At 50.2% G+C, this 18,539-nt stretch carries 18 protein-coding genes; 14 read left to right on the top strand and 4 right to left on the bottom strand.

The window, feature by feature from the left end; translation table 11 throughout:
* Window positions 1–13: 13 nt before the first annotated feature.
* From msbA to tcdA, 6 genes are read left to right on the top strand one after another with little or no spacing between them, the layout of a single operon-like run.
* Window positions 14–1,762: a lipid A export permease/ATP-binding protein MsbA gene (msbA, locus tag EYB30_RS16625; RefSeq protein ID WP_166840298.1), complete on the top strand. Its 1,749-nt coding sequence runs from the start codon at window positions 14–16 to the stop codon at window positions 1,760–1,762.
* Window positions 1,759–2,745 carry a tetraacyldisaccharide 4'-kinase gene (lpxK, locus tag EYB30_RS16620; RefSeq protein WP_166840296.1) on the top strand — a complete coding sequence of 329 codons (987 nt, stop codon included), beginning with the start codon at window positions 1,759–1,761 and terminating at the stop codon, window positions 2,743–2,745. The genes msbA and lpxK overlap by 4 nt, the downstream gene beginning before the upstream one ends.
* A complete protein-coding gene (locus EYB30_RS16615; RefSeq protein WP_166840294.1) occupies window positions 2,735–2,932 on the top strand; it encodes a Trm112 family protein in 198 nt (65 codons plus the stop codon). The genes lpxK and EYB30_RS16615 overlap by 11 nt, the downstream gene beginning before the upstream one ends.
* The gene (gene kdsB / locus EYB30_RS16610; protein ID WP_166840292.1) at window positions 2,920–3,672 is read left to right on the top strand and encodes a 3-deoxy-manno-octulosonate cytidylyltransferase; all 753 of its coding nucleotides are present in this window, start codon (window positions 2,920–2,922) and stop codon (window positions 3,670–3,672) included. Before EYB30_RS16615 ends, kdsB begins: the two co-directional genes overlap by 13 nt.
* Complete coding sequence (locus tag EYB30_RS16605) at window positions 3,673–4,377, top strand: pseudouridine synthase (RefSeq protein ID WP_166840290.1); 705 nt, start codon at window positions 3,673–3,675, stop codon at window positions 4,375–4,377.
* A gap of 2 nt (window positions 4,378–4,379) precedes the next feature.
* Entirely contained in the window at window positions 4,380–5,171 is a 792-nt protein-coding gene (gene tcdA, locus EYB30_RS16600; protein ID WP_166840288.1) for a tRNA cyclic N6-threonylcarbamoyladenosine(37) synthase TcdA, read from the top strand.
* Here tcdA and EYB30_RS16595 read toward each other — a convergent pair.
* The 3 genes from EYB30_RS16595 to gltA form a co-directional block, all read right to left on the bottom strand.
* Complete coding sequence (locus EYB30_RS16595) at window positions 5,164–5,613, bottom strand: SufE family protein (RefSeq protein WP_166840287.1); 450 nt, start codon at window positions 5,611–5,613, stop codon at window positions 5,164–5,166. The genes tcdA and EYB30_RS16595 overlap by 8 nt on opposite strands.
* Window positions 5,610–6,842: an aminotransferase class V-fold PLP-dependent enzyme gene (locus EYB30_RS16590; protein WP_166840285.1), complete on the bottom strand. Its 1,233-nt coding sequence runs from the start codon at window positions 6,840–6,842 to the stop codon at window positions 5,610–5,612. The genes EYB30_RS16595 and EYB30_RS16590 overlap by 4 nt, the downstream gene beginning before the upstream one ends.
* A 136-nt stretch (window positions 6,843–6,978) precedes the next feature.
* Window positions 6,979–8,262: a citrate synthase gene (gene gltA / locus EYB30_RS16585; protein WP_166840283.1), complete on the bottom strand. Its 1,284-nt coding sequence runs from the start codon at window positions 8,260–8,262 to the stop codon at window positions 6,979–6,981.
* Between the two features lie 392 nt (window positions 8,263–8,654).
* Here gltA and sdhC point away from each other — a divergent pair, with 392 nt between their 5' ends.
* The 8 genes from sdhC (at window position 8,655) to sucD (ending at window position 18,258) form a co-directional block, all read left to right on the top strand.
* Complete coding sequence (gene sdhC / locus EYB30_RS16580) at window positions 8,655–9,032, top strand: succinate dehydrogenase, cytochrome b556 subunit (RefSeq protein ID WP_166840282.1); 378 nt, start codon at window positions 8,655–8,657, stop codon at window positions 9,030–9,032.
* On the top strand, window positions 9,023–9,370 hold the full coding sequence (gene sdhD, locus EYB30_RS16575) for a succinate dehydrogenase, hydrophobic membrane anchor protein (RefSeq protein WP_166840280.1): 348 nt from the start codon (window positions 9,023–9,025) through the stop codon (window positions 9,368–9,370). Before sdhC ends, sdhD begins: the two co-directional genes overlap by 10 nt.
* Window positions 9,371–11,143 carry a succinate dehydrogenase flavoprotein subunit gene (sdhA, locus tag EYB30_RS16570; protein ID WP_166840278.1) on the top strand — a complete coding sequence of 591 codons (1,773 nt, stop codon included), beginning with the start codon at window positions 9,371–9,373 and terminating at the stop codon, window positions 11,141–11,143. It begins immediately after the preceding gene.
* A 12-nt stretch (window positions 11,144–11,155) separates the two neighbouring features.
* Window positions 11,156–11,875 (top strand): succinate dehydrogenase iron-sulfur subunit, encoded by a 720-nt coding sequence (locus EYB30_RS16565; protein WP_166840276.1) that lies wholly within the window; start codon window positions 11,156–11,158, stop codon window positions 11,873–11,875.
* Window positions 11,876–11,977: 102 nt separating this feature from the next.
* The gene (gene sucA / locus EYB30_RS16560) at window positions 11,978–14,788 is read left to right on the top strand and encodes a 2-oxoglutarate dehydrogenase E1 component (RefSeq protein ID WP_166840273.1); all 2,811 of its coding nucleotides are present in this window, start codon (window positions 11,978–11,980) and stop codon (window positions 14,786–14,788) included.
* A gap of 66 nt (window positions 14,789–14,854) precedes the next feature.
* Window positions 14,855–16,063 (top strand): 2-oxoglutarate dehydrogenase complex dihydrolipoyllysine-residue succinyltransferase, encoded by a 1,209-nt coding sequence (gene odhB, locus EYB30_RS16555; protein WP_166840271.1) that lies wholly within the window; start codon window positions 14,855–14,857, stop codon window positions 16,061–16,063.
* Window positions 16,064–16,208: 145 nt separating this feature from the next.
* A complete protein-coding gene (gene sucC, locus EYB30_RS16550; RefSeq protein WP_166840269.1) occupies window positions 16,209–17,375 on the top strand; it encodes an ADP-forming succinate--CoA ligase subunit beta in 1,167 nt (388 codons plus the stop codon).
* A gap of 10 nt (window positions 17,376–17,385) precedes the next feature.
* Window positions 17,386–18,258, top strand: coding sequence for a succinate--CoA ligase subunit alpha (gene sucD / locus EYB30_RS16545; protein ID WP_166840267.1), 873 nt, complete (start codon window positions 17,386–17,388; stop codon window positions 18,256–18,258).
* Between the two features lie 82 nt (window positions 18,259–18,340).
* Here the strand turns inward: sucD and EYB30_RS18765 are convergent, their stop codons facing one another.
* The gene (locus EYB30_RS18765; protein ID WP_277816738.1) at window positions 18,341–18,472 is read right to left on the bottom strand and encodes a hypothetical protein; all 132 of its coding nucleotides are present in this window, start codon (window positions 18,470–18,472) and stop codon (window positions 18,341–18,343) included.
* Between the last annotated feature and the right edge of the window lie 67 nt (window positions 18,473–18,539).

The raw sequence follows: 18,539 nt of genomic DNA, 5'->3' as shown, positions 1-18,539 counted from the left end.
GGGCGCTATTTTGGTGCAGCCGACTACAGTCACTTCTTCAACCGCGCGGCGTTTGCTGCGTTATGTAAAGCCTTACCGGCTGGGTTTTGTCGCCGCTGCCTTGGGCATGCTCGGCTATGCGCTGGTTGATGTTTACTTTATCTCGAATTTGCCGGATTTTATTGATAAGGGCATTAACGACAAAAACACGGATTATCTGCGCTATGCGCCGTTTTTTGTTATTGCGATCTTTATTCTGCGTGGTGTGTGTAATTTTGTTGCCAGTTATTGTTTGAACTGGGTAGGTACCCATATAGTGCAAAATCTGCGACAGCAATTGTTTGAACATTATATGCGCCTGCCCGTCAGCTTTCATGATCAACATTCTACCGGCGAGCTGATCTCTAAAGTCACCTACAACACTGAGCAAATTAAGCAGGCCACGTCAAAAGCGCTGGCGGTATTGGTACGCGAAGGCGTATTTGTTACCGGTTTACTGGTGATGATGTTTTATTACAGCTGGCAGTTATCGGCAATATTTTTGCTGATAGCACCGGTGATTGCCGTAGTGGTGCGGTTTGTGTCACGTCGTTTTCGCCTGCTCAGTAAAAATATCCAGACCGCAATGGGCGATGTCACCACCAGCTCAGAACAAATGCTCAACGGCCATAAAGTGATTTTATCTTTTGGCGGTCAGAAAATTGAAAGTAAACGCTTTGCCAGCATTAATAATTTAACCCGGCGTCAGGACGTAAAAATGGAAGCGACCCGGGCCATCAGCGTGTCGACCATTCAGATTATCGCCTCTTTTGCGCTGGCCTTTGTGGTGTATATGGCCAGTTTCCCGGATATGTTAAACAGCTTATCGGCCGGCGTCTTTACCACTATTGTTGGTGCCATGATGATGCTACTGCGACCGCTGAAACAGCTTACCACGGTAAACAGTGAGTTTCAGCGCGGTCTGGCCGCAGCCAGAAGCGTGTTTGAGGTGTTAGATCAGCCGGTAGAGCAGGACACCGGCAGCACAGTGCTGAATAAAGTGCAGGGTGATATTTGCTTTGATAAGGTTAATTTTACCTATCCGGGCCACGATAAGCAGGTATTGTTTGATATCAGCTTTAGCGTGCCAGCGGGTAAAACGGTGGCACTGGTGGGGCGTTCCGGCAGCGGTAAAACCACGATTTCCAGCTTGTTACCCCGCTTTTATGAGCTAAGCAGTGGTGATATTTTTATTGATCAGCATAATATCCGCGACTGTACGCTGGCATCGTTACGCCAGCAACTAGCGCTGGTGTCGCAACATGTCAGCCTGTTCAATGACAGTATTGCTAACAATATTACCTATGGCTGCACTGAGCCGGTGTCAGAGCAGCGTTTACTGGCTGTAGCAGAAAAAGCCCATGTGCTGGAATTTGCCAGCCAGTTAAAAGATGGCCTTAACACGGTGATTGGTGAAAACGGTGTCAGCTTATCAGGTGGCCAGCGTCAGCGTATTGCCATCGCCCGCGCGTTACTGCGCGAAGCACCGATTTTGATCCTGGATGAAGCGACCTCGGCACTGGATACTGAGTCTGAACGCAAAATTCAGGCCGCACTGAATGAGTTGTTAAAAGGGCGCACCAGCATTGTTATTGCACACCGTTTATCCACCATTGAAAATGCCGACAGCATTATCGTGATGGAACAGGGGCGTATTGTCGAGCAGGGCGATCATCATACATTACTGGCGCAAAACGGCGCTTATGCCCAGCTGTACAAATTACAATTTGGCGAGCCGCAGTGAGCCGCAGTAGTCAATGGCTAGAGCGGCTGTGGTATCAGCCCGGTAAGACGTACTGGCCATTATTGCCGCTTAGCTGGCTGTTTGGCGCTGTCAGCGCCGTGCGACGCGCTTTGTTTAGGGCGGGTATTCTGCGTCAGCAAAAACTGCCTGTACCGGTGATCATCGTAGGCAATATCAGTGTGGGTGGCACCGGTAAAACCCCGTTTACGTTGGCGCTGTGTCAGCTATTACGCCAGCAAGGCTGGACACCCGGTATTATCAGCCGGGGCTATGGTGCCAACATCCGTGTACCTACTTTGGTCAGCTTGCAACATAGCGCAGCAGAGGTGGGTGATGAACCCTTGCTGCTGGCACAACAAAGCGGTTGCCCTGTGGTCGTGTGTCCGGATCGGGTGGCAGCCGGTACGTTTTTACTGGCGAACACAGACTGCAATATTATTGTCAGTGATGATGGTTTGCAGCATTATCGTTTAGCGCGGGATGTCGAAATTATTCTACTGGACGGTAGCCGTGGGTTAGGTAATGGCCAGCTGCTGCCGGCAGGGCCGCTGCGTGAAGCGCCATGGCGTTTAGCTACAGCCGATTTAGTGGTGGCAAACAGCCAGAGCCTGGCGCAGGCTGATGGTGTGATGTCATTACAAGTCAGCGCTGCGAATGCCTTAGTTGGCCAAAACACATTAGCCCCTTGTGCGGTGACGTTAGTGGCGGGCATCGGTAACCCGGCACGTTTTGCCCGCACTGCGCAGCAAGCGGGTTTTACGTTAACACAGCAATATTACTTTGCCGATCATCATCGGTTTTCTGCCGCTGATTTTGCCGCCATTGACGGCCCGGTGCTGATGACTGAAAAAGACGCCGTAAAATGCCGCCCTTTTGCGAAAAACAACTGGTTTAGTCTGGGCGTAAAGGCGGAACTTGATCCTAGCCTTAGCACTAAACTTAATACAATTTTGACTAACCTGCGGAGCAGTTATGGCGCTTAAACTTGCATTAACCGAAATTCTGGCTTGTCCACTTTGCAAAGGTAAACTGAAGTACGATCAAGCCTCGCAGCAGCTGATTTGCAGCTTCGACCGGCTGGCCTTTCCGGTACGGGATAACATTCCGGTGCTGCTGGCCGATGAAGCGCGTGAACTGACACTGGAAGAGGTAGAGCAATGGCGTTCTTAGTCGTCATTCCGGCCCGTTATGCCAGTAGCCGCTTACCGGGTAAGCCGCTGGCTGATATCGGCGGCAAAAGCATGATCGAGCGGGTGTATCAGCAGGCACTGCAAAGTGGTGCCGGTCGTGTTGTCGTGGCGACGGACGATCAGCGCGTTGCTGCCGCTGTTGACGCTTTTGGCGGTGAGGTCTGTATGACCCGCGCTGAACACAACTCCGGCACCGAGCGTTTGGCCGAAGTGGTCAGTAAACTGGGCTTAGCCGCTGATACGGTGGTGGTGAACGTGCAGGGCGATGAGCCCTTTATACCGCCGCTGATTATCCGGCAGGTAGCGCAGAATCTGGCGGCGCAGCAAAAAGCCCGCATGGCAACCCTGGCGGTGCCGCTGTCTGACTCGGCAGAAATTGCTAACCCGAACATTGTTAAAGTGGTGAGTGATAAAGACGGTTATGCGTTGTATTTTAGCCGCAGCGTTATCCCGTACGATCGCGACGGTGTCGCCAGGGCCGATTTAGCGCAGCATTACCGGCGCCATATTGGTATCTATGCCTACCGTGCCGGTTTTATTCAGCAATATGTCAGCTGGCCAGCTTCGACGCTGGAGCAAATCGAAAGCCTGGAGCAGTTGCGGGTGTTGTGGCAGGGCGAAGCCATTCATGTAGACACCGCGTTACAAACGCCAGCGGTGGGGGTAGACACTGCGGATGATTTAGCCCAGGCCCGTCGTTATGCGGCAAGTCAGGCCTGAATGATGCCGGCTTTTAGTATCGTTGAGCAGCAGGCGGATTTTGTCGTGTTGCACAAAGCCGCTGGTGTCAGCTTTCACTCCGATGCGGGTGCTGGTCTGGTCGCCCAGGCTGAGCTTCAGCTGGGCTATAAGTTATACCCGGTCCATCGGTTGGATAAGGTTACCTCAGGCTTAATTTTACTGGCGCGCAGCAGCAGGGCGGCCGCAGAATTGACTGCGTTATTCACTGCGCATCAGGTAGAAAAATACTATCTGGCACTGGCCACGGGCAAACCAGCAAAAAAGCAGGGCTGGGTAAAAGGCGATATGGCACCTGCGCGGCGCGGTAGCTGGAAGCTGCTTAGCAGCCAGCAGCAGCCGGCGGTAAGCTATTTTATTAGCCAGGGTTTTACTGATTTACCGTTCAGGGCCTATCTGGTCAAACCCTACAGCGGTAAAACGCATCAGGTCCGGGTGGCGCTGAAAAGCCAGGGGGTGCCCATTTTAGGTGACAGCCAGTATCAGGGGGCGCCGGCAGATAGGGTGTATTTGCATGCGTATGCGCTGCGATTTTATTTAAACAACACCGAATATCGGTATGTGCAGGCCCCGTTGACGGGCAGCTGTTACCAACAATTAGCTCAAACTGGTCTGTTAACTGACTGGGCTCAGCCCTGGTTATTGCCATGGCCGGCTTATACTTTACCGAAACAGGCTACTGAATAACGATGTCCGATTATCAATTACGGTTTGCCGGCATTGCCCGGTTATATGGGGTGGCGGCACTGGAAACGTTTCGCGCGGCGCATGTCTGTGTAGTCGGCATAGGCGGTGTGGGTAGCTGGGCGGCTGAAGCGTTGGCGCGCTCTGGTATTGGTACTATTACGCTGATTGATCTGGACGATGTGTGTATCAGCAATATTAACCGCCAGTTGCATGCGCTGACAGACACTGTTGGACAGGACAAAGTTGCTGTGATGGCGCAAAGGATAAAGGCGATAAACCCGGATTGTATCGTGCATCAGGTAGAAGATTTTGTCACGACCGACAACCTGCGTCAGCTTATCAGCAGCGATATCGATTATGTGGTTGATGCGATAGATTCAATTAAAGCTAAGGTGGCTTTGCTGGCGCATTGCAAGCGCAATAAAATTAAAGTTATTAGTACCGGTGGCGCAGGCGGCCAGACCGATCCGACACAAATTCAGATTGCTGATTTAACCCAGACCATCAATGACCCTTTACTGGCGAAGGTGCGGAACAGCCTGCGGCGCGACTATAACTACAGCCGTAATCCTAAGCGACGCTTTGGTATTGATTGCGTGTTTTCTACCGAGCAACTGGTATACCCGCAACCGGACGGCAGCGTGTGTCAGCAAAAAACGGCCCAGCTTAATGCAGACGGCGAGGCAAGCAGCATGCGGTTGGATTGCAGCGGCGGTTTTGGTGCCGTAACGGTGGTCACCGCCAGCTTTGGTTTTGCCGCCGTATCCAGAGTGCTGAAAAAGTTGGCTATTTAGCCGGACAGCAGGCTTTAATGCGCTCTGCCATCGCGGTTAAACCATTACCGCGTGACTGGCTTAAATAGGGCTTTAAGTTCAGCTGGTCAAAGCTGTGGCATAAGTCAAATTTGCACAGCTCAGCGGTGGTCATACCGTTAACCAAACACAGCATAATGGCCATTAAACCTTTAACGATACGGGCTTCGCTGTCTAACACAAAGTAATGCCGGTCGGCGGTTTTGTCGTGATAATGCAGCAGCCAGGCCCGGCTTTCACAGCCTTTCACCAGTAGTTCCGGTTGCTTCATTTTCTCTGGTATTGCCGGCAGCTTTTTCCCCAGCTGCATCAGCACCCGGTATTTACTCTGCCAGTCTTTCGCCTGTTTGATGTCGGTTAGATCACGTTGCTGGATCTCCAGCAGCGCCGGCTTAGTATCTGCTAATAATTGTTCTAATGTCATGCAGTTAATATCTCCACGGCTTGCTCCAAAGCGAGCAGGCACCGGTTTACCTCATCCAGCGTATTATAAGCAGCAAACGAGCAACGCACGGCACCGTGCTGTGCAGAGTTGTGCTGCGCTAAGTAGCTAAACAATGGCATAGCACAGTGTTGGCCGGCGCGCACAGCAATATGTTGCTGATTGAGGAGTTCAGCCACATCAGCGGGGTGCTGGCCGTCAACATTTAATGCCACTATGCCTGCATTATGCACAGGCAGTGACAAAATATCTATGCCTTTTATTGCCGACAAGCCGGAGTAAAAGGCTTTTAATAACAGCAATTTATGCTCAATAATTTGCGCTATGTTGTAATTTTGTAACCAGTCTATCGCCGCAGAAAGCCCTATAGCGCCCGCAATGTTTGGCGTGCCAGCCTCCAGCCGGAACGGTAATTTGTTAAATGTAGTGTTAATAAAGCTGACGCTGTCTATCATTTCGCCGCCGGCGAAAATCGGTGTTAAGGTCTCAAGCCACTGGCTCTTACCATAAAGTACACCAATGCCCGTCGGGCCATAGAGTTTGTGGCCGGAAAACACGTAAAAATCACAATCGAGCTGTTGCATATCGGCGGGTTGGTACACTATACCCTGAGCGCCATCTATTACCGTTATAGCACCAGCTGCTTTTGCCTGCCTCACCATTTCTGCCACGGGCTGGATGTGGCCCAAGACATTAGAAATATGGCTGAAACTGACGACTTTAGGCTTTAACTGTAGTAGTTGCTGATATGCCACCATATCCAGCTGATGTTCTGCTGTTAATGGTACGACATCAATAATGATGCCATAGCGCTGACAGTGTAATTGCCAGGGCACGATGTTGGCATGGTGCTCCAGTTGTGTCAGCAAAATCCGATCGCCTGGCTGCAATACCGTATGCATTAAACCAAAGGCTATCTGGTTGAGCGCTGCTGTGGCGCCGCTGGTAAAGATGACTTCATGGTTATTTCTGGCGTTGATATAACCGGCTACAGTAGCGCGTGCCTGCTCAAACTGTGCCGTGGCCTGTTGGCTTAACCGGTGCGCACCACGGTGCACATTGCTGTTATGCCGCTGGTAAAATGCCGATACCGCATCGATAACAGCGTCAGGCTTGTGCATAGTGGCGGCATTGTCCAGATACACCCAGTCAGGTTGTTGCTGAAAAAAAGCAAAGTGCTGGCGAAACTGCTGAACATCAAAACCGGTCATGGGGGCAGGGGGTCCGCAAAGCTGAGATGGCGCGATTTTGCCTGTTTTTACCAGCAGGCGCAAATCCCGCTGCGCGACAGCCTGAATTTCAGGCAACAAAAAAGCGGCCGCAGCCGCTTTTAACCGAATGTAACGCTTAGCGCTTATTCAGTGGGGTAAAATCGCGCGCGGTGTAACCGGTATACAGCTGACGCGGACGACCGATTTTGTGGCCTTTTTCACCCAGCATTTCATCCCAGTGCGAGATCCAGCCCACGGTGCGTGACATGGCGAAAATCACCGTGAACATGCTGGTCGGGATACCGATGGCTTTTAAGATGATGCCTGAGTAGAAATCGACGTTCGGATATAACTTCTTCTCAATGAAGTACGGATCTTCCAGCGCGATACGCTCCAGCTCCATCGCCACATCCAGCAGAGGGTCCTTAATGTTCAGCTCTTTTAGCACTTCATGGCAGGTTTCGCGCATCACTTTGGCCCGTGGGTCAAAGTTTTTGTATACACGGTGACCAAAGCCCATCAAGCGGAAGCTGTCATTCTTGTCTTTGGCGCGGGCAACATATTCCGGAATACGATCGACAGAGCCAATTTGCTGTAACATTTTTAAGCAAGCTTCATTGGCACCGCCATGCGCCGGGCCCCACAGTGAAGCTACGCCTGCAGCGATACAAGCATAAGGGTTAGCGCCTGACGAGCCGGCTAAACGTACGGTAGAAGTAGAGGCGTTTTGCTCGTGATCCGCGTGCAGCATAAAGATGCGGTCCATGGCTTTGGCCAGTACCGGGCTAACGTTGTAGTCTTCAGCGGGTACAGAAAACATCATATGCAGGAAGTTTTCTGAGTAACTTAAATCGTTACGTGGATAAACAAATGGCTGACCGACAGTGTATTTATACGCCATGGCTGACAAGGTCGGCAGCTTAGCGATTAAGCGATGCGCGCTGCGTTTGCGCTGCATTGGGTCGTTGATATCCAGATCTGAGTGATAGAATGACGACATGGCGCCAACGACACCACACAGCATGGCCATAGGGTGCGCATCTACACGGAAACCCTGGAAGAAAGCCGCGATTTTTTCATGCACCATAGTATGGCGGGTGATGGTGTTTTTAAAATGATTGTATTGCTCAGCCTGCGGTAATTCACCTTCTAATAACAGGTAGCACAGCTCCAGGTAGTCTGAGTGTTCTGCCAGCTGCTCAATAGGATAGCCGCGGTGCAACAGCACGCCATTATCGCCATCGATATAGGTAATTTTTGATTCACATGAGCCGGTAGACATAAAACCCGGATCGAAGGTGAAGTAACCATGCTGACCCAAGGCGCGAACATCAATTACGTCAGTGCCGGCGCTGCCAGAGTAGATTGGCAACTCGAACGATTTCCCATCGACCTGCACGACGGCCTTTTTATCTGCCATTGGATTTCTCCTGTTGTTGTAGTATCGGGTTAAAGGAATTTAGCAAATTGGTCGCTATTCTACCTGCAAACGACCCTATAAAGTCAATTTTAATGCGTTTGTGCTTAATAAGTATTCGACTCTAGTATTATTGCCCTAAGGGGTAAACTGTGTAATGTTCCACATACGGATTTTTTCGAGTAAAACCAAACAAAAATTGTAATAGCGAGTTGTGAAATATATACTATTGCCGTTTTTAAACAGTTCACTCAGCAAGCACTTTTTGCTGATCTGGCAGCACTGATCCAGCTTGAGTAATAAGGTGTATTGGTTTTGGGTGTTGACTGTTTATACAGCAATGACAACGACAATGACAACAAGAGCTCGATAATGGGCATCGATGGGCAAGCACTGTGAAAAAACAAAGACCAGTAAATCTCGACCTCTCTACCATATCGTTACCGGCACCTGCCATAGCGTCAATACTGCACCGGGTTACCGGCGTGGCAATGTTTTTCGCACTGATTTTCGTCATTTGGGCCTGGGCGTATTCGCTTAAGGACCAGCAGAGCTTTGACTATGTTAAAGAACTGATGACGTCGAACCTGGCTAAATTCATCGCCTGGGGCACTATCACTGTGCTTATTTATCACTTAGTGGGCGGTATCCGTCACCTGGTGATGGATATGGGGCACTGGGAAGAGCTGAAATCCGGCAACTTAAGCGCAAAATTAGCCATTGCGCTGTGGGTAGTATTAGCAGTATTAGCAGGAGTATGGTTATGGTTCTGAATCAGGCAAGCCTGAAGCGCGACGGCGTACAGGATTACGTATCACTGCGGGCAACAGCGATTGTGCTGGCGCTGTACAGTGTCTTTATTCTGGGTTTCTTTATTTGTACTCCAGAAGTTACCTTTGAGGTATGGCAGGCGTTGTTCGCCAACGTACTGGTAAAAGTGTTTACCTTGTTAGCCTTAGTGTCGATTGCCGTGCACACCCGCATTGGTTTGTGGCAGGTGCTGACTGATTACGTTAAATCAGCCACACTGCGCGCTGTATTACAATTCTTCCTTTATGCGCTGGCTTTCGCTTATGTAGCGGTTGGCCTGTTTGTTTTGTGGGGTGCTTAAGTGACTATTCCAGTAAGAGAGTTTGACGCCATTGTAATTGGCGCCGGTGGTGCGGGCATGCGTGCGGCACTGCAAATTACGCAGTCTGGTTTAAGCTGCGCTTTATTATCTAAAGTATTTCCAACCCGCTCGCACACGGTATCTGCCCAAGGCGGTATTACGGTGGCGTTGGGTAACAGCCACCCGGATAACTGGGAATGGCACATGTTTGATACGGTAAAAGGCTCTGATTACATTGGTGATCAGGACGCTATCGAATATATGTGTAAAACCGGCCCGGAAGCCATTACCGAGCTGGAAAACATGGGCTTACCGTTTTCTCGTTTTGAAAACGGCCGTGTATATCAGCGCCCGTTTGGTGGTCAGTCGAAAAATTTCGGCGGCGAGCAAGCTGCCCGTACTGCCGCTGCGGCTGACCGTACCGGTCATGCCTTATTGCACCTGTTGTATCAGCAAAACGTAAAGAACAAAACGCAGGTATTTTCAGAGTGGTACGCGCTTGATCTGGTAAAAAACCAGGACGGTGCTGTAGTAGGTTGTACCGCCATCGACATTGAAACCGGTGAGATCGTTTATTTCAAAGCCCGTGCAACTGTGCTGGCGACCGGTGGTGCTGGCCGTATTTATGCCTCTACCACTAACGCGCACATTAACACCGGCGACGGTGTGGGTATGGCGCTGCGTGCCGGTGTACCGCTGCAAGATATGGAAATGTGGCAGTTCCACCCAACCGGTATTGCCGGTGCCGGTACGCTGGTAACTGAAGGATGTCGCGGTGAAGGCGGTTACCTGTTAAATAAAGACGGTGAGCGTTTTATGGAGCGCTATGCGCCAAACGCCAAAGACTTAGCCGGACGCGACGTAGTTGCCCGTTCAATGATGACGGAAATCCGCGAAGGCCGTGGTTGTGATGGTCCTTGGGGCGTGCATATTAAACTGAAACTGGACCATTTAGGTGCTGAAGTTTTGGAAAGCCGCTTACCTGGCGTCTGTGAGCTGTCTAAGACGTTTGCCCATGTTGATCCGGTTAAAGAGCCAATCCCGGTTATTCCAACCTGTCACTATATGATGGGTGGTATTCCAACCAACGTACATGGCCAGGTTATTTCACCTAAGGCTGATGGTTCAGAAGCCATAGTGCCGGGCTTATTTGCCTGTGGTGAGATTGCTTGTGTGTCAGTACACGGTGCCAACCGCTTAGGCGGTAATTCGTTGCTGGATTTAGTGGTGTTTGGCCGCGCCACCGGCTTGCATTTAGGCGAAGCCCTAGCTGCCACTACTGAGGGCCGTGCGGCGTCGCAATCTGATATTGATGCGGCTTTAGCCCGCACGCAGCGCTGGGAAGATACCAAACCAGGTCAGGGCGAAGATCCGGTACAAATTAAGAAAGACCTGCAGCAGTGTATGCAGCTGAACTTCTCGGTATTCCGCGAAGGCGAAGCGATGGCTGAAGGTTTATCGCAGTTAAAAGAAATTCGTGAGCGGTTAAAGTTTGCCCGTCTGGATGATAAGAGCTCAGACTTCAATACCATGCGTATTGAATGTTTAGAGCTGGATAACCTGATGGAAACCGCGTTTTCAACGGCAGTTGCCGCGAATTTCCGTACTGAGAGCCGCGGTGCCCATGCCCGCTTTGACTTCCCGGAACGTGACGACGCTAACTGGCTGTGCCACAGCGTTTACACGCCGGAAACCGAATCTATGTTTAAGCGTAAAGTGAACCTGGAACCTAAGTTCCGTGAAGCTTTTGCGCCTAAAGCGCGTTCTTACTAAGAGGGCTCAGCGATGAAGAAGTTAGTTTTCTCAGTCTATCGTTACAACCCTGATGTCGACAAAGCGCCGCGCATGCAGGAGTACACGCTGGATAACCCGGAAGGCCGGGACATGATGGTGCTGGATGCACTGTTAAAGTTAAAAGAACAGGATCCGACATTATCGTTCCGCCGTAGCTGCCGCGAAGGCGTCTGTGGCTCGGACGGTTTAAACATTAACGGTAAAAATGGCCTGGCGTGTATTACGCCGTTGTCAGCAGCCGGTTTAAAAGGCGGTAAGATTGTTATTCGTCCTTTACCGGGTTTACCGGTAGTGCGTGACCTGGTAGTCGATATGAGCCAGTTCTATACGCAGTACGAAAAAGTGAAGCCGTACTTAATCAACGACAGCAAACTGCCGCCAGCCGGCGAGTTTTTGCAGTCGCCGGAAGAGCGCGCCAAACTTGATGGTCTGTACGAATGTATCTTGTGCGCCTGCTGCTCAACGTCATGTCCGTCATTCTGGTGGAACCCGGATAAGTTTATCGGCCCGGCCGGTTTACTGCATGCTTATCGCTTCCTGGCAGATAGCCGCGACACGGCCACAGAGCAGCGGTTAAACGATTTGGACGATGCATTCAGCGTATTCCGCTGCCATGGCATCATGAACTGCGTTAACGTATGTCCAAAAGGGTTAAACCCGACCAAAGCGATTGGTGAAATTAAATCTATGTTGTTAAACCGGGCGCTGTAATGCGCCCTTTTTTGGTATGTGCATGAAAAATTGCCTGGTTGTATGCAGCCGGGCCGTTTTTTTGCTACTTTTTCCAGGTGCGCGGAAATTAAGGGAAACTAAATGCACGAAGGTGTAATGAAGGCGTGGTTAGAGTCTTCTCATCTGGGCGGCGGCAATATGGCCTATGTCGATGAGCTCTATGAATCCTACTTAGCTGAACCTACCAGCGTTGGTGATGAATGGCGTGAATTTTTCGCCAAGCTGCCAAAACTTGACGGTGTTGATCTAGAAACCCGTCATTCAGACGTCAGGCAACAGTTTGCCGAATTGGCCCGGAATAAACACCGTGAAGTGGTGGTGGTCAACTCAGGTACTGCCGCGGACAGCCGTCAGGTTAAGGTGTTGCAGCTTATTAACTCGTATCGTTTCCGTGGTCATCAGCAGGCCAATCTTGATCCGCTGGGCTTGTGGAAGCAGTCGCGGGTACGCGATTTAGAGCTGTCTTATCACGACCTGTCTGAAAGTGATTACGATACCGAGTTTAATGTTGGATCATTTGCCATTGGCAAAGAAACGATGAAACTGGGTGAGTTGCATAAAGCACTGGAGAAAACCTACTGTGGTTCTATCGGTGCTGAATACATGCACATCGTATCGACTGACGAAAAACGTTGGATCCAGCAACGTCTGGAGTCTATTCAGTCTGCACCTTCTTATGACAAAGCGGCTAAAACCCGTATTTTAAAGGGCTTAGTGGCGGCTGATGGTTTAGAGAAATACCTGGCGTCAAAATTCCCAGGTGCTAAGCGTTTTGGTTTAGAAGGCGGCGACGCCATGATCCCAATGCTGAAGGCGATGATCCATCGTGCCGGCGAGCAGGGCGCCAAAGATTGTGTTATCGGTATGGCGCACCGCGGCCGTTTAAACACCTTAATTAACGTGCTGGGTAAAAACCCGTCGAAATTATTTGATGAGTTTGCCGGTAAGTATGAGGTCGTTGGTGCTGGTGACGTGAAATACCATATGGGCTTTTCGTCAGATTTCGAAACCAGTGGCGGCAATGTGCACTTAGCCTTGGCGTTTAACCCGTCACACCTTGAAATTGTAAACCCTGTGGTGATGGGCTCAGTACGTGCCCGTTTAGACCGTCGCGGCTGTACTGATGGCTCGTTGGCGCTGCCCATTACTATCCATGGTGATTCTGCTTTCGCCGGTCAGGGTGTGGTAGCCGAAACTTTTAACATTTCGCAAACCCGTGCCTTTAAAGTTGGCGGTACCATCCGCCTGGTGATTAACAACCAGGTCGGTTTTACCACGTCAAATCCGGAAGACACCCGCTCTACCGAGTACTGTACCGATATCGCTAAGATGGTACAGGCGCCGATTTTCCATGTTAACGGTGATGATCCGGAAGCCGTCGTATTTGTAGCTCAGCTGGCAGTGGATTACCGCAACACCTTTAAGCGCGATGTGGTAATCGATCTGGTGTGTTATCGCCGTAACGGCCATAACGAAGCGGATGAGCCAAATGCAACGCAGCCGTTGATGTATCAGAAGATTAAAAAGCACCCGACACCGCGTGAAATTTACGCGAAAAAGTTAATTGCTGAAGGGTTGTTCAGCGCTGAGCAAATTAGCGAAATGACCGAGCAATACCGCGATGCACTGGATAAAGGCGATTGCGTGGTAGAAGAGTGGCGGCCGATGACAGAAAGCTCTGTCGATTGGACACCATTTTTAGGTCATGATTGGGATGCAACCTATGATGCCAGCGTGTCGGTAGAAAAACTGGTTGAGCTGGGCAAAAAGGCTACCAGCATCCCAGCAAGTCACACTTTGCAGCGTCAGGTTGGCCGGGTGTATGAAGACCGGGCTTTAATGCTTGCTGGCGAGAAGAAAATTGACTGGGGTTTTGCCGAAATTCTGGCCTATGCCTCAACCGTTGCCGATGGTAGCCGCATTCGTATTGTCGGTCAGGACTCTGGCCGTGGTACTTTCTTCCATCGTCATGCGGTTTTGCATAACCAGGCTGATGGCAGCACTTATACACCGCTTGAGCATATTAGCGACGAGCAGGGCCCGTTCCAGGTTTACGATTCGGCGTTATCAGAAGAAGCGGTAATGGCATTTGAGTATGGTTATGCTACTGCAGAGCCACGTGCCATGGTGATTTGGGAAGGCCAGTTCGGTGACTTCGCTAACGGTGCCCAGGTGGTTATTGATCAGTTCTTAAGTTCAGGCGAGCAAAAGTGGGGCCGTCTGTGTGGCTTAACGCTGTTATTGCCGCATGGTTATGAAGGCCAGGGGCCTGAACACTCATCAGCCCGCTTAGAACGTTTCCTGCAGCTATGTGCTGATCACAATATGCAAGTGTGTGTGCCGACGACGCCAGCGCAAGTGTTTAATATGCTGCGTCGCCAGATGGTACGTCCAATGCGCCGGCCGTTAATCGTCATGTCGCCTAAGTCGTTACTGCGTCATCCGCTGGCCACCTCAACACTGGAAGAGCTGGCAGCCGGTAAGTTCCATAACGTGATTGGCGAGATTGACGATATCAAGCCAGCAGATGTCAAACGCGTGGTGTTCTGTAGCGGTAAGGTGTACTACGAACTGCTGGAAGAGCGCCGCAAGCGTGAACAGAAAGATGTGGCGATCGTGCGTGTTGAACAGCTGTATCCGTTCCCGCATGACGAGATGGCCGAAGTATTAAGCCAATACCAACATGTTACTGACTTTGTCTGGTGTCAGGAAGAACCGCAAAATCAGGGCGCCTGGTACTGTAGTCAGCACCATTTCCGCTCTGCTATCCCTAAAGCAGGTTACCTGACTTACGCTGGCCGTGATGCATCATCATCGCCTGCTGTTGGCTATCTGTCGGTGCATAATAAGCAGCAACAGGCTTTGGTTAACGACGCCCTAAGCATTAAATAATACATTGTCCGGCCCCGGTAGTGGGCCGGTTGAACGAAATAAGACCAACCGGTAAAAGGTGAAAAAGTGGAAATTAAAGTACCCGTACTGCCAGAATCTGTTGCAGATGCAACCATCGCCACCTGGCACGTTAAAACAGGTGAAGCTGTTACACGTGATCAGGTATTAGTGGATATTGAAACCGACAAAGTAGTGCTTGAAGTGGTTGCCCAGGCCGATGGTGTAATGGGCGAAATCATTCATGACACCGGCGCTACGGTAACGGCAGAGCAGGTGATCGGTAAGATGGAAGCCGGCGGTGCGCCAGCAGCGAAAAAAGACGATGCGCCCGCTAAGCAGGACGACAGCAAAGCCGCGGCTCCGGCTGCAGCTGATGCAAAATCTGACGATAGCAATGACGATGCCTTAAGCCCTTCAGTACGCCGGATGATTGCAGAAAAAGGCTTAGATGCCAGCAAAATTAAAGGCACCGGCAAAAATGGCCGTGTCACCAAAGAAGACGTTGAAAAATTCGTTGCCGGCGCGCCTGCCAAAGCCGCAGCGCCTGCAGCAGCACCTGCAGCGGTAGCCGGTGATCGCAGCCAGAAACGTGTACCTATGACGCGTTTACGCAAGACCATCGCTAACCGTTTGCTGGAAGCGAAAAACTCAACTGCCATGTTAACTACCTTTAACGAAGTGAACATGAAGCCGATTATGGACCTGCGTAAGCAATATCAGGACGTGTTCGAAAAACGTCATGGTATTCGTTTAGGTTTTATGTCGTTCTATGTTAAAGCGGTAACTGAAGCGCTTAAGCGTTTCCCGGAAGTTAACGCCGCTATCGATGGCGACGATATTGTGTACCATAACTATTTCGACGTTAGCATCGCCGTGTCTACACCACGTGGCCTGGTAACACCGGTACTGCGTGATTGCGACAAGATGAACCTGGCGGAAATTGAAAAAGCCATTAAAGATCTGGCGCTAAAAGGCCGTGATGGCAAGCTGGCGATGGATGACTTAACCGGCGGTAATTTCACCATCACCAACGGCGGTGTATTTGGTTCACTGATGTCTACACCCATTATCAACCCACCACAATCCGCTATTCTGGGTATGCATAAAATCCAGGACCGCGTGATGGTGGTAGACGGCAAGATGGAAATTCTGCCGATGATGTATCTGGCACTGTCATACGATCACCGTATTATCGATGGTAAAGAGTCTGTCGGCTTCCTAGTGACCATTAAAGAGTTGCTGGAAGATCCAACCCGCATTCTGCTGGATATCTAATTATCCAAAAAAAGTAACTAAAAATGCTGTTGTTTTAGGGCAACAGCATTTTTTATCGAACCGATTGGCACTATAATATGCGCCGATCAAAAGTCAGGCTGCACCACAAGGGTAGCCTCCATATTCAAATGAACGGAAAATAGCCATGAATTTGCACGAGTATCAGGGTAAGCAACTGTTTGCCCAATATGGTTTGCCTGTATCTAAAGGCATCGCCGCAGCTACAGTTGAAGAAGCGGTAGCAGCTGCAGATAAAATCGGCGGCGATATGTTCGTTGTCAAGGCACAGGTTCACGCTGGTGGCCGCGGTAAAGCGGGTGGCGTTAAACTGGTCAAGAGCAAAGAAGAGATCAAAGCTTTCGCAGAGAAATGGCTGGGTAAAAACCTGGTAACTTACCAGACAGACGAAAAAGGTCAGCCGGTAAGCCGTATTCTGGTTGAAACCTGCACTGATATCGCCAAAGAGCTGTATTTAGGTGCGGTAGTAGATCGCTCTTCACGTCGTATCGTGTTTATGGCTTCTACTGAAGGCGGCGTGGAAATTGAAACCGTTGCCCACGAAACCCCAGAGAAAATTTTAAAAGCCGCTATCGATCCATTGGTAGGTGCTCAGCCTTACCAGGGCCGCGAGTTAGCTTTCAAACTGGGCCTTGAAGGCAAGCAAGTTAACCAGTTCGTGAAAATTTTCATGGGTCTGGCTAAACTGTTCCAGGAAAAAGATCTGGCCTTGTTAGAAGTAAACCCGCTGGTTATCACACCAGCTGGTGATCTGCACTGTTTAGATGCCAAACTGGTTATCGATGGCAACGCACTGTACCGTCACCCAGAACTGAAAGAAATGCAAGACCCATCACAGGAAGATCCACGTGAAGCGCACGCTGCTTCGTGGGAGCTGAACTATGTGGCTTTAGGTGGTGATATCGGTTGTATGGTTAACGGTGCTGGCCTGGCAATGGGTACCATGGACATCGTTAAACTGCACGGTGGCCAACCAGCTAACTTCCTAGACGTTGGCGGCGGCGCGACTAAAGAGCGCGTAGTGGAAGCATTCAAAATTATCCTGTCTGATGACGCTGTTAAAGCCGTATTCATCAACATCTTCGGTGGTATCGTGCGTTGTGACATGATCGCTGAAGGCGTAATCGGCGCAGTGAAAGAAGTTGGCGTTAAAGTACCCGTAGTTGTTCGCCTGCAAGGTAACAACGCAGAAGTTGGTGCAAAAGTGCTGTCTGAAAGCGGCCTGAACATTATCGCTGATACAGACCTGACTGGCGCTGCACAGAAAGTTGTAGCTGCAGCGGCTAAGGCATAAGGGGTAAGCAATGAGCGTTTTAATTAATAAAGATACCAAAGTAATTTGTCAGGGTTTCACTGGTGCACAGGGTACTTTCCACTCTGAGCAAGCCATTGCTTACGGTACTAAGATGGTTGGCGGTGTAACGCCAGGTAAAGGCGGTCAAACGCACTTAGGTCTGCCAGTGTTTAACACGGTAAAAGAAGCGGTAGAAGCAACGGGTGCAGAAGCATCAGTAATCTATGTACCAGCGCCTTTCTGTAAAGACTCTATCCTGGAAGCGGCTAACGGTGGTATCAAACTGATCGTTTGTATCACTGAAGGTATTCCTACCCTGGATATGCTGGATGCCAAAGTTAAGTGTGACGAATTAGGCGTACGCTTAATCGGTCCTAACTGTCCAGGCGTTATCACTCCGGGCGAATGTAAAATTGGTATCATGCCAGGCCACATTCACAAGCCAGGTAAAGTAGGTATCGTGTCACGCTCAGGTACTCTGACGTATGAAGCGGTAAAACAAACTACTGATTACGGTTTCGGCCAGTCTACCTGTGTTGGTATCGGTGGTGACCCAATCCCAGGTTCTAACTTCATCGACATCCTGAAGTTATTCCAAGAAGATCCACAAACTGAAGCCATCGTAATGATCGGTGAAATCGGTGGTTCTGCAGAAGAAGAAGCTGCTGCTTACATCAAAGCTAACGTGACTAAACCTGTTGTATCTTACATTGCCGGTGTTACTGCACCTGCTGGTAAGCGCATGGGCCACGCTGGTGCCATCATCTCTGGTGGTAAAGGTACTGCGGATGAGAAATTCGCAGCACTGGAAGATGCCGGTGTGAAAACCGTTAAGAGCTTAGCCGATATCGGTAAAGCACTGAAAGAATTGACCGGCTGGTAATTTCTTCGCTTAGGTTCAACAAAAACCCGCTATCACAGCGGGTTTTTTATTATAAAGTCGGCTCAAAAGAGCAGTGCTTTATTTAGAATAACGATTTAAAGAATGCTGCTATTTGACTACCAACAGATACGCCAGCATCCCATGCCATCCCTAAAGTGTCCAGAAGGCTGCCACCATCGACTGCTTGTACTTCACTTAATTGTAGTTCTCTCATGTTCACTCAGCTCCTTAAGCTAAAATTTCTTTGATAAAGCCATACACTGCTCCTGCGACAAATACTG

The sequence above is a fragment of the Rheinheimera pleomorphica genome, assembly GCF_011634895.1.
GTDB lineage: Bacteria > Pseudomonadota > Gammaproteobacteria > Enterobacterales > Alteromonadaceae > Alishewanella > Alishewanella pleomorphica.
The sequence above is the reverse complement of the archived record's forward strand: the minus strand, read 5'-3'. Positions and strand labels throughout refer to the sequence as shown.

What these genes read in the sequence shown, in the direction of transcription:
- EYB30_RS16605 (WP_166840290.1), top strand. Translation starts at nt 3,673, where the DNA reads ATGATGCCGGCTTTTAGTATCGTTGAGCAGCAGGCGGATTTTGTCGTG.
- kdsB (WP_166840292.1), top strand. Translation starts at nt 2,920, where the DNA reads ATGGCGTTCTTAGTCGTCATTCCGGCCCGTTATGCCAGTAGCCGCTTA.
- EYB30_RS18765 (WP_277816738.1), bottom strand. Translation starts at nt 18,472, where the DNA reads ATGAGAGAACTACAATTAAGTGAAGTACAAGCAGTCGATGGTGGCAGC.
- sucD (WP_166840267.1), top strand. Translation starts at nt 17,386, where the DNA reads ATGAGCGTTTTAATTAATAAAGATACCAAAGTAATTTGTCAGGGTTTC.
- sucA (WP_166840273.1), top strand. Translation starts at nt 11,978, where the DNA reads ATGCACGAAGGTGTAATGAAGGCGTGGTTAGAGTCTTCTCATCTGGGC.
- EYB30_RS16565 (WP_166840276.1), top strand. Translation starts at nt 11,156, where the DNA reads ATGAAGAAGTTAGTTTTCTCAGTCTATCGTTACAACCCTGATGTCGAC.
- tcdA (WP_166840288.1), top strand. Translation starts at nt 4,380, where the DNA reads ATGTCCGATTATCAATTACGGTTTGCCGGCATTGCCCGGTTATATGGG.
- sdhD (WP_166840280.1), top strand. Translation starts at nt 9,023, where the DNA reads ATGGTTCTGAATCAGGCAAGCCTGAAGCGCGACGGCGTACAGGATTAC.
- sucC (WP_166840269.1), top strand. Translation starts at nt 16,209, where the DNA reads ATGAATTTGCACGAGTATCAGGGTAAGCAACTGTTTGCCCAATATGGT.
- EYB30_RS16615 (WP_166840294.1), top strand. Translation starts at nt 2,735, where the DNA reads ATGGCGCTTAAACTTGCATTAACCGAAATTCTGGCTTGTCCACTTTGC.
- gltA (WP_166840283.1), bottom strand. Translation starts at nt 8,262, where the DNA reads ATGGCAGATAAAAAGGCCGTCGTGCAGGTCGATGGGAAATCGTTCGAG.
- EYB30_RS16590 (WP_166840285.1), bottom strand. Translation starts at nt 6,842, where the DNA reads ATGACCGGTTTTGATGTTCAGCAGTTTCGCCAGCACTTTGCTTTTTTT.
- EYB30_RS16595 (WP_166840287.1), bottom strand. Translation starts at nt 5,613, where the DNA reads ATGACATTAGAACAATTATTAGCAGATACTAAGCCGGCGCTGCTGGAG.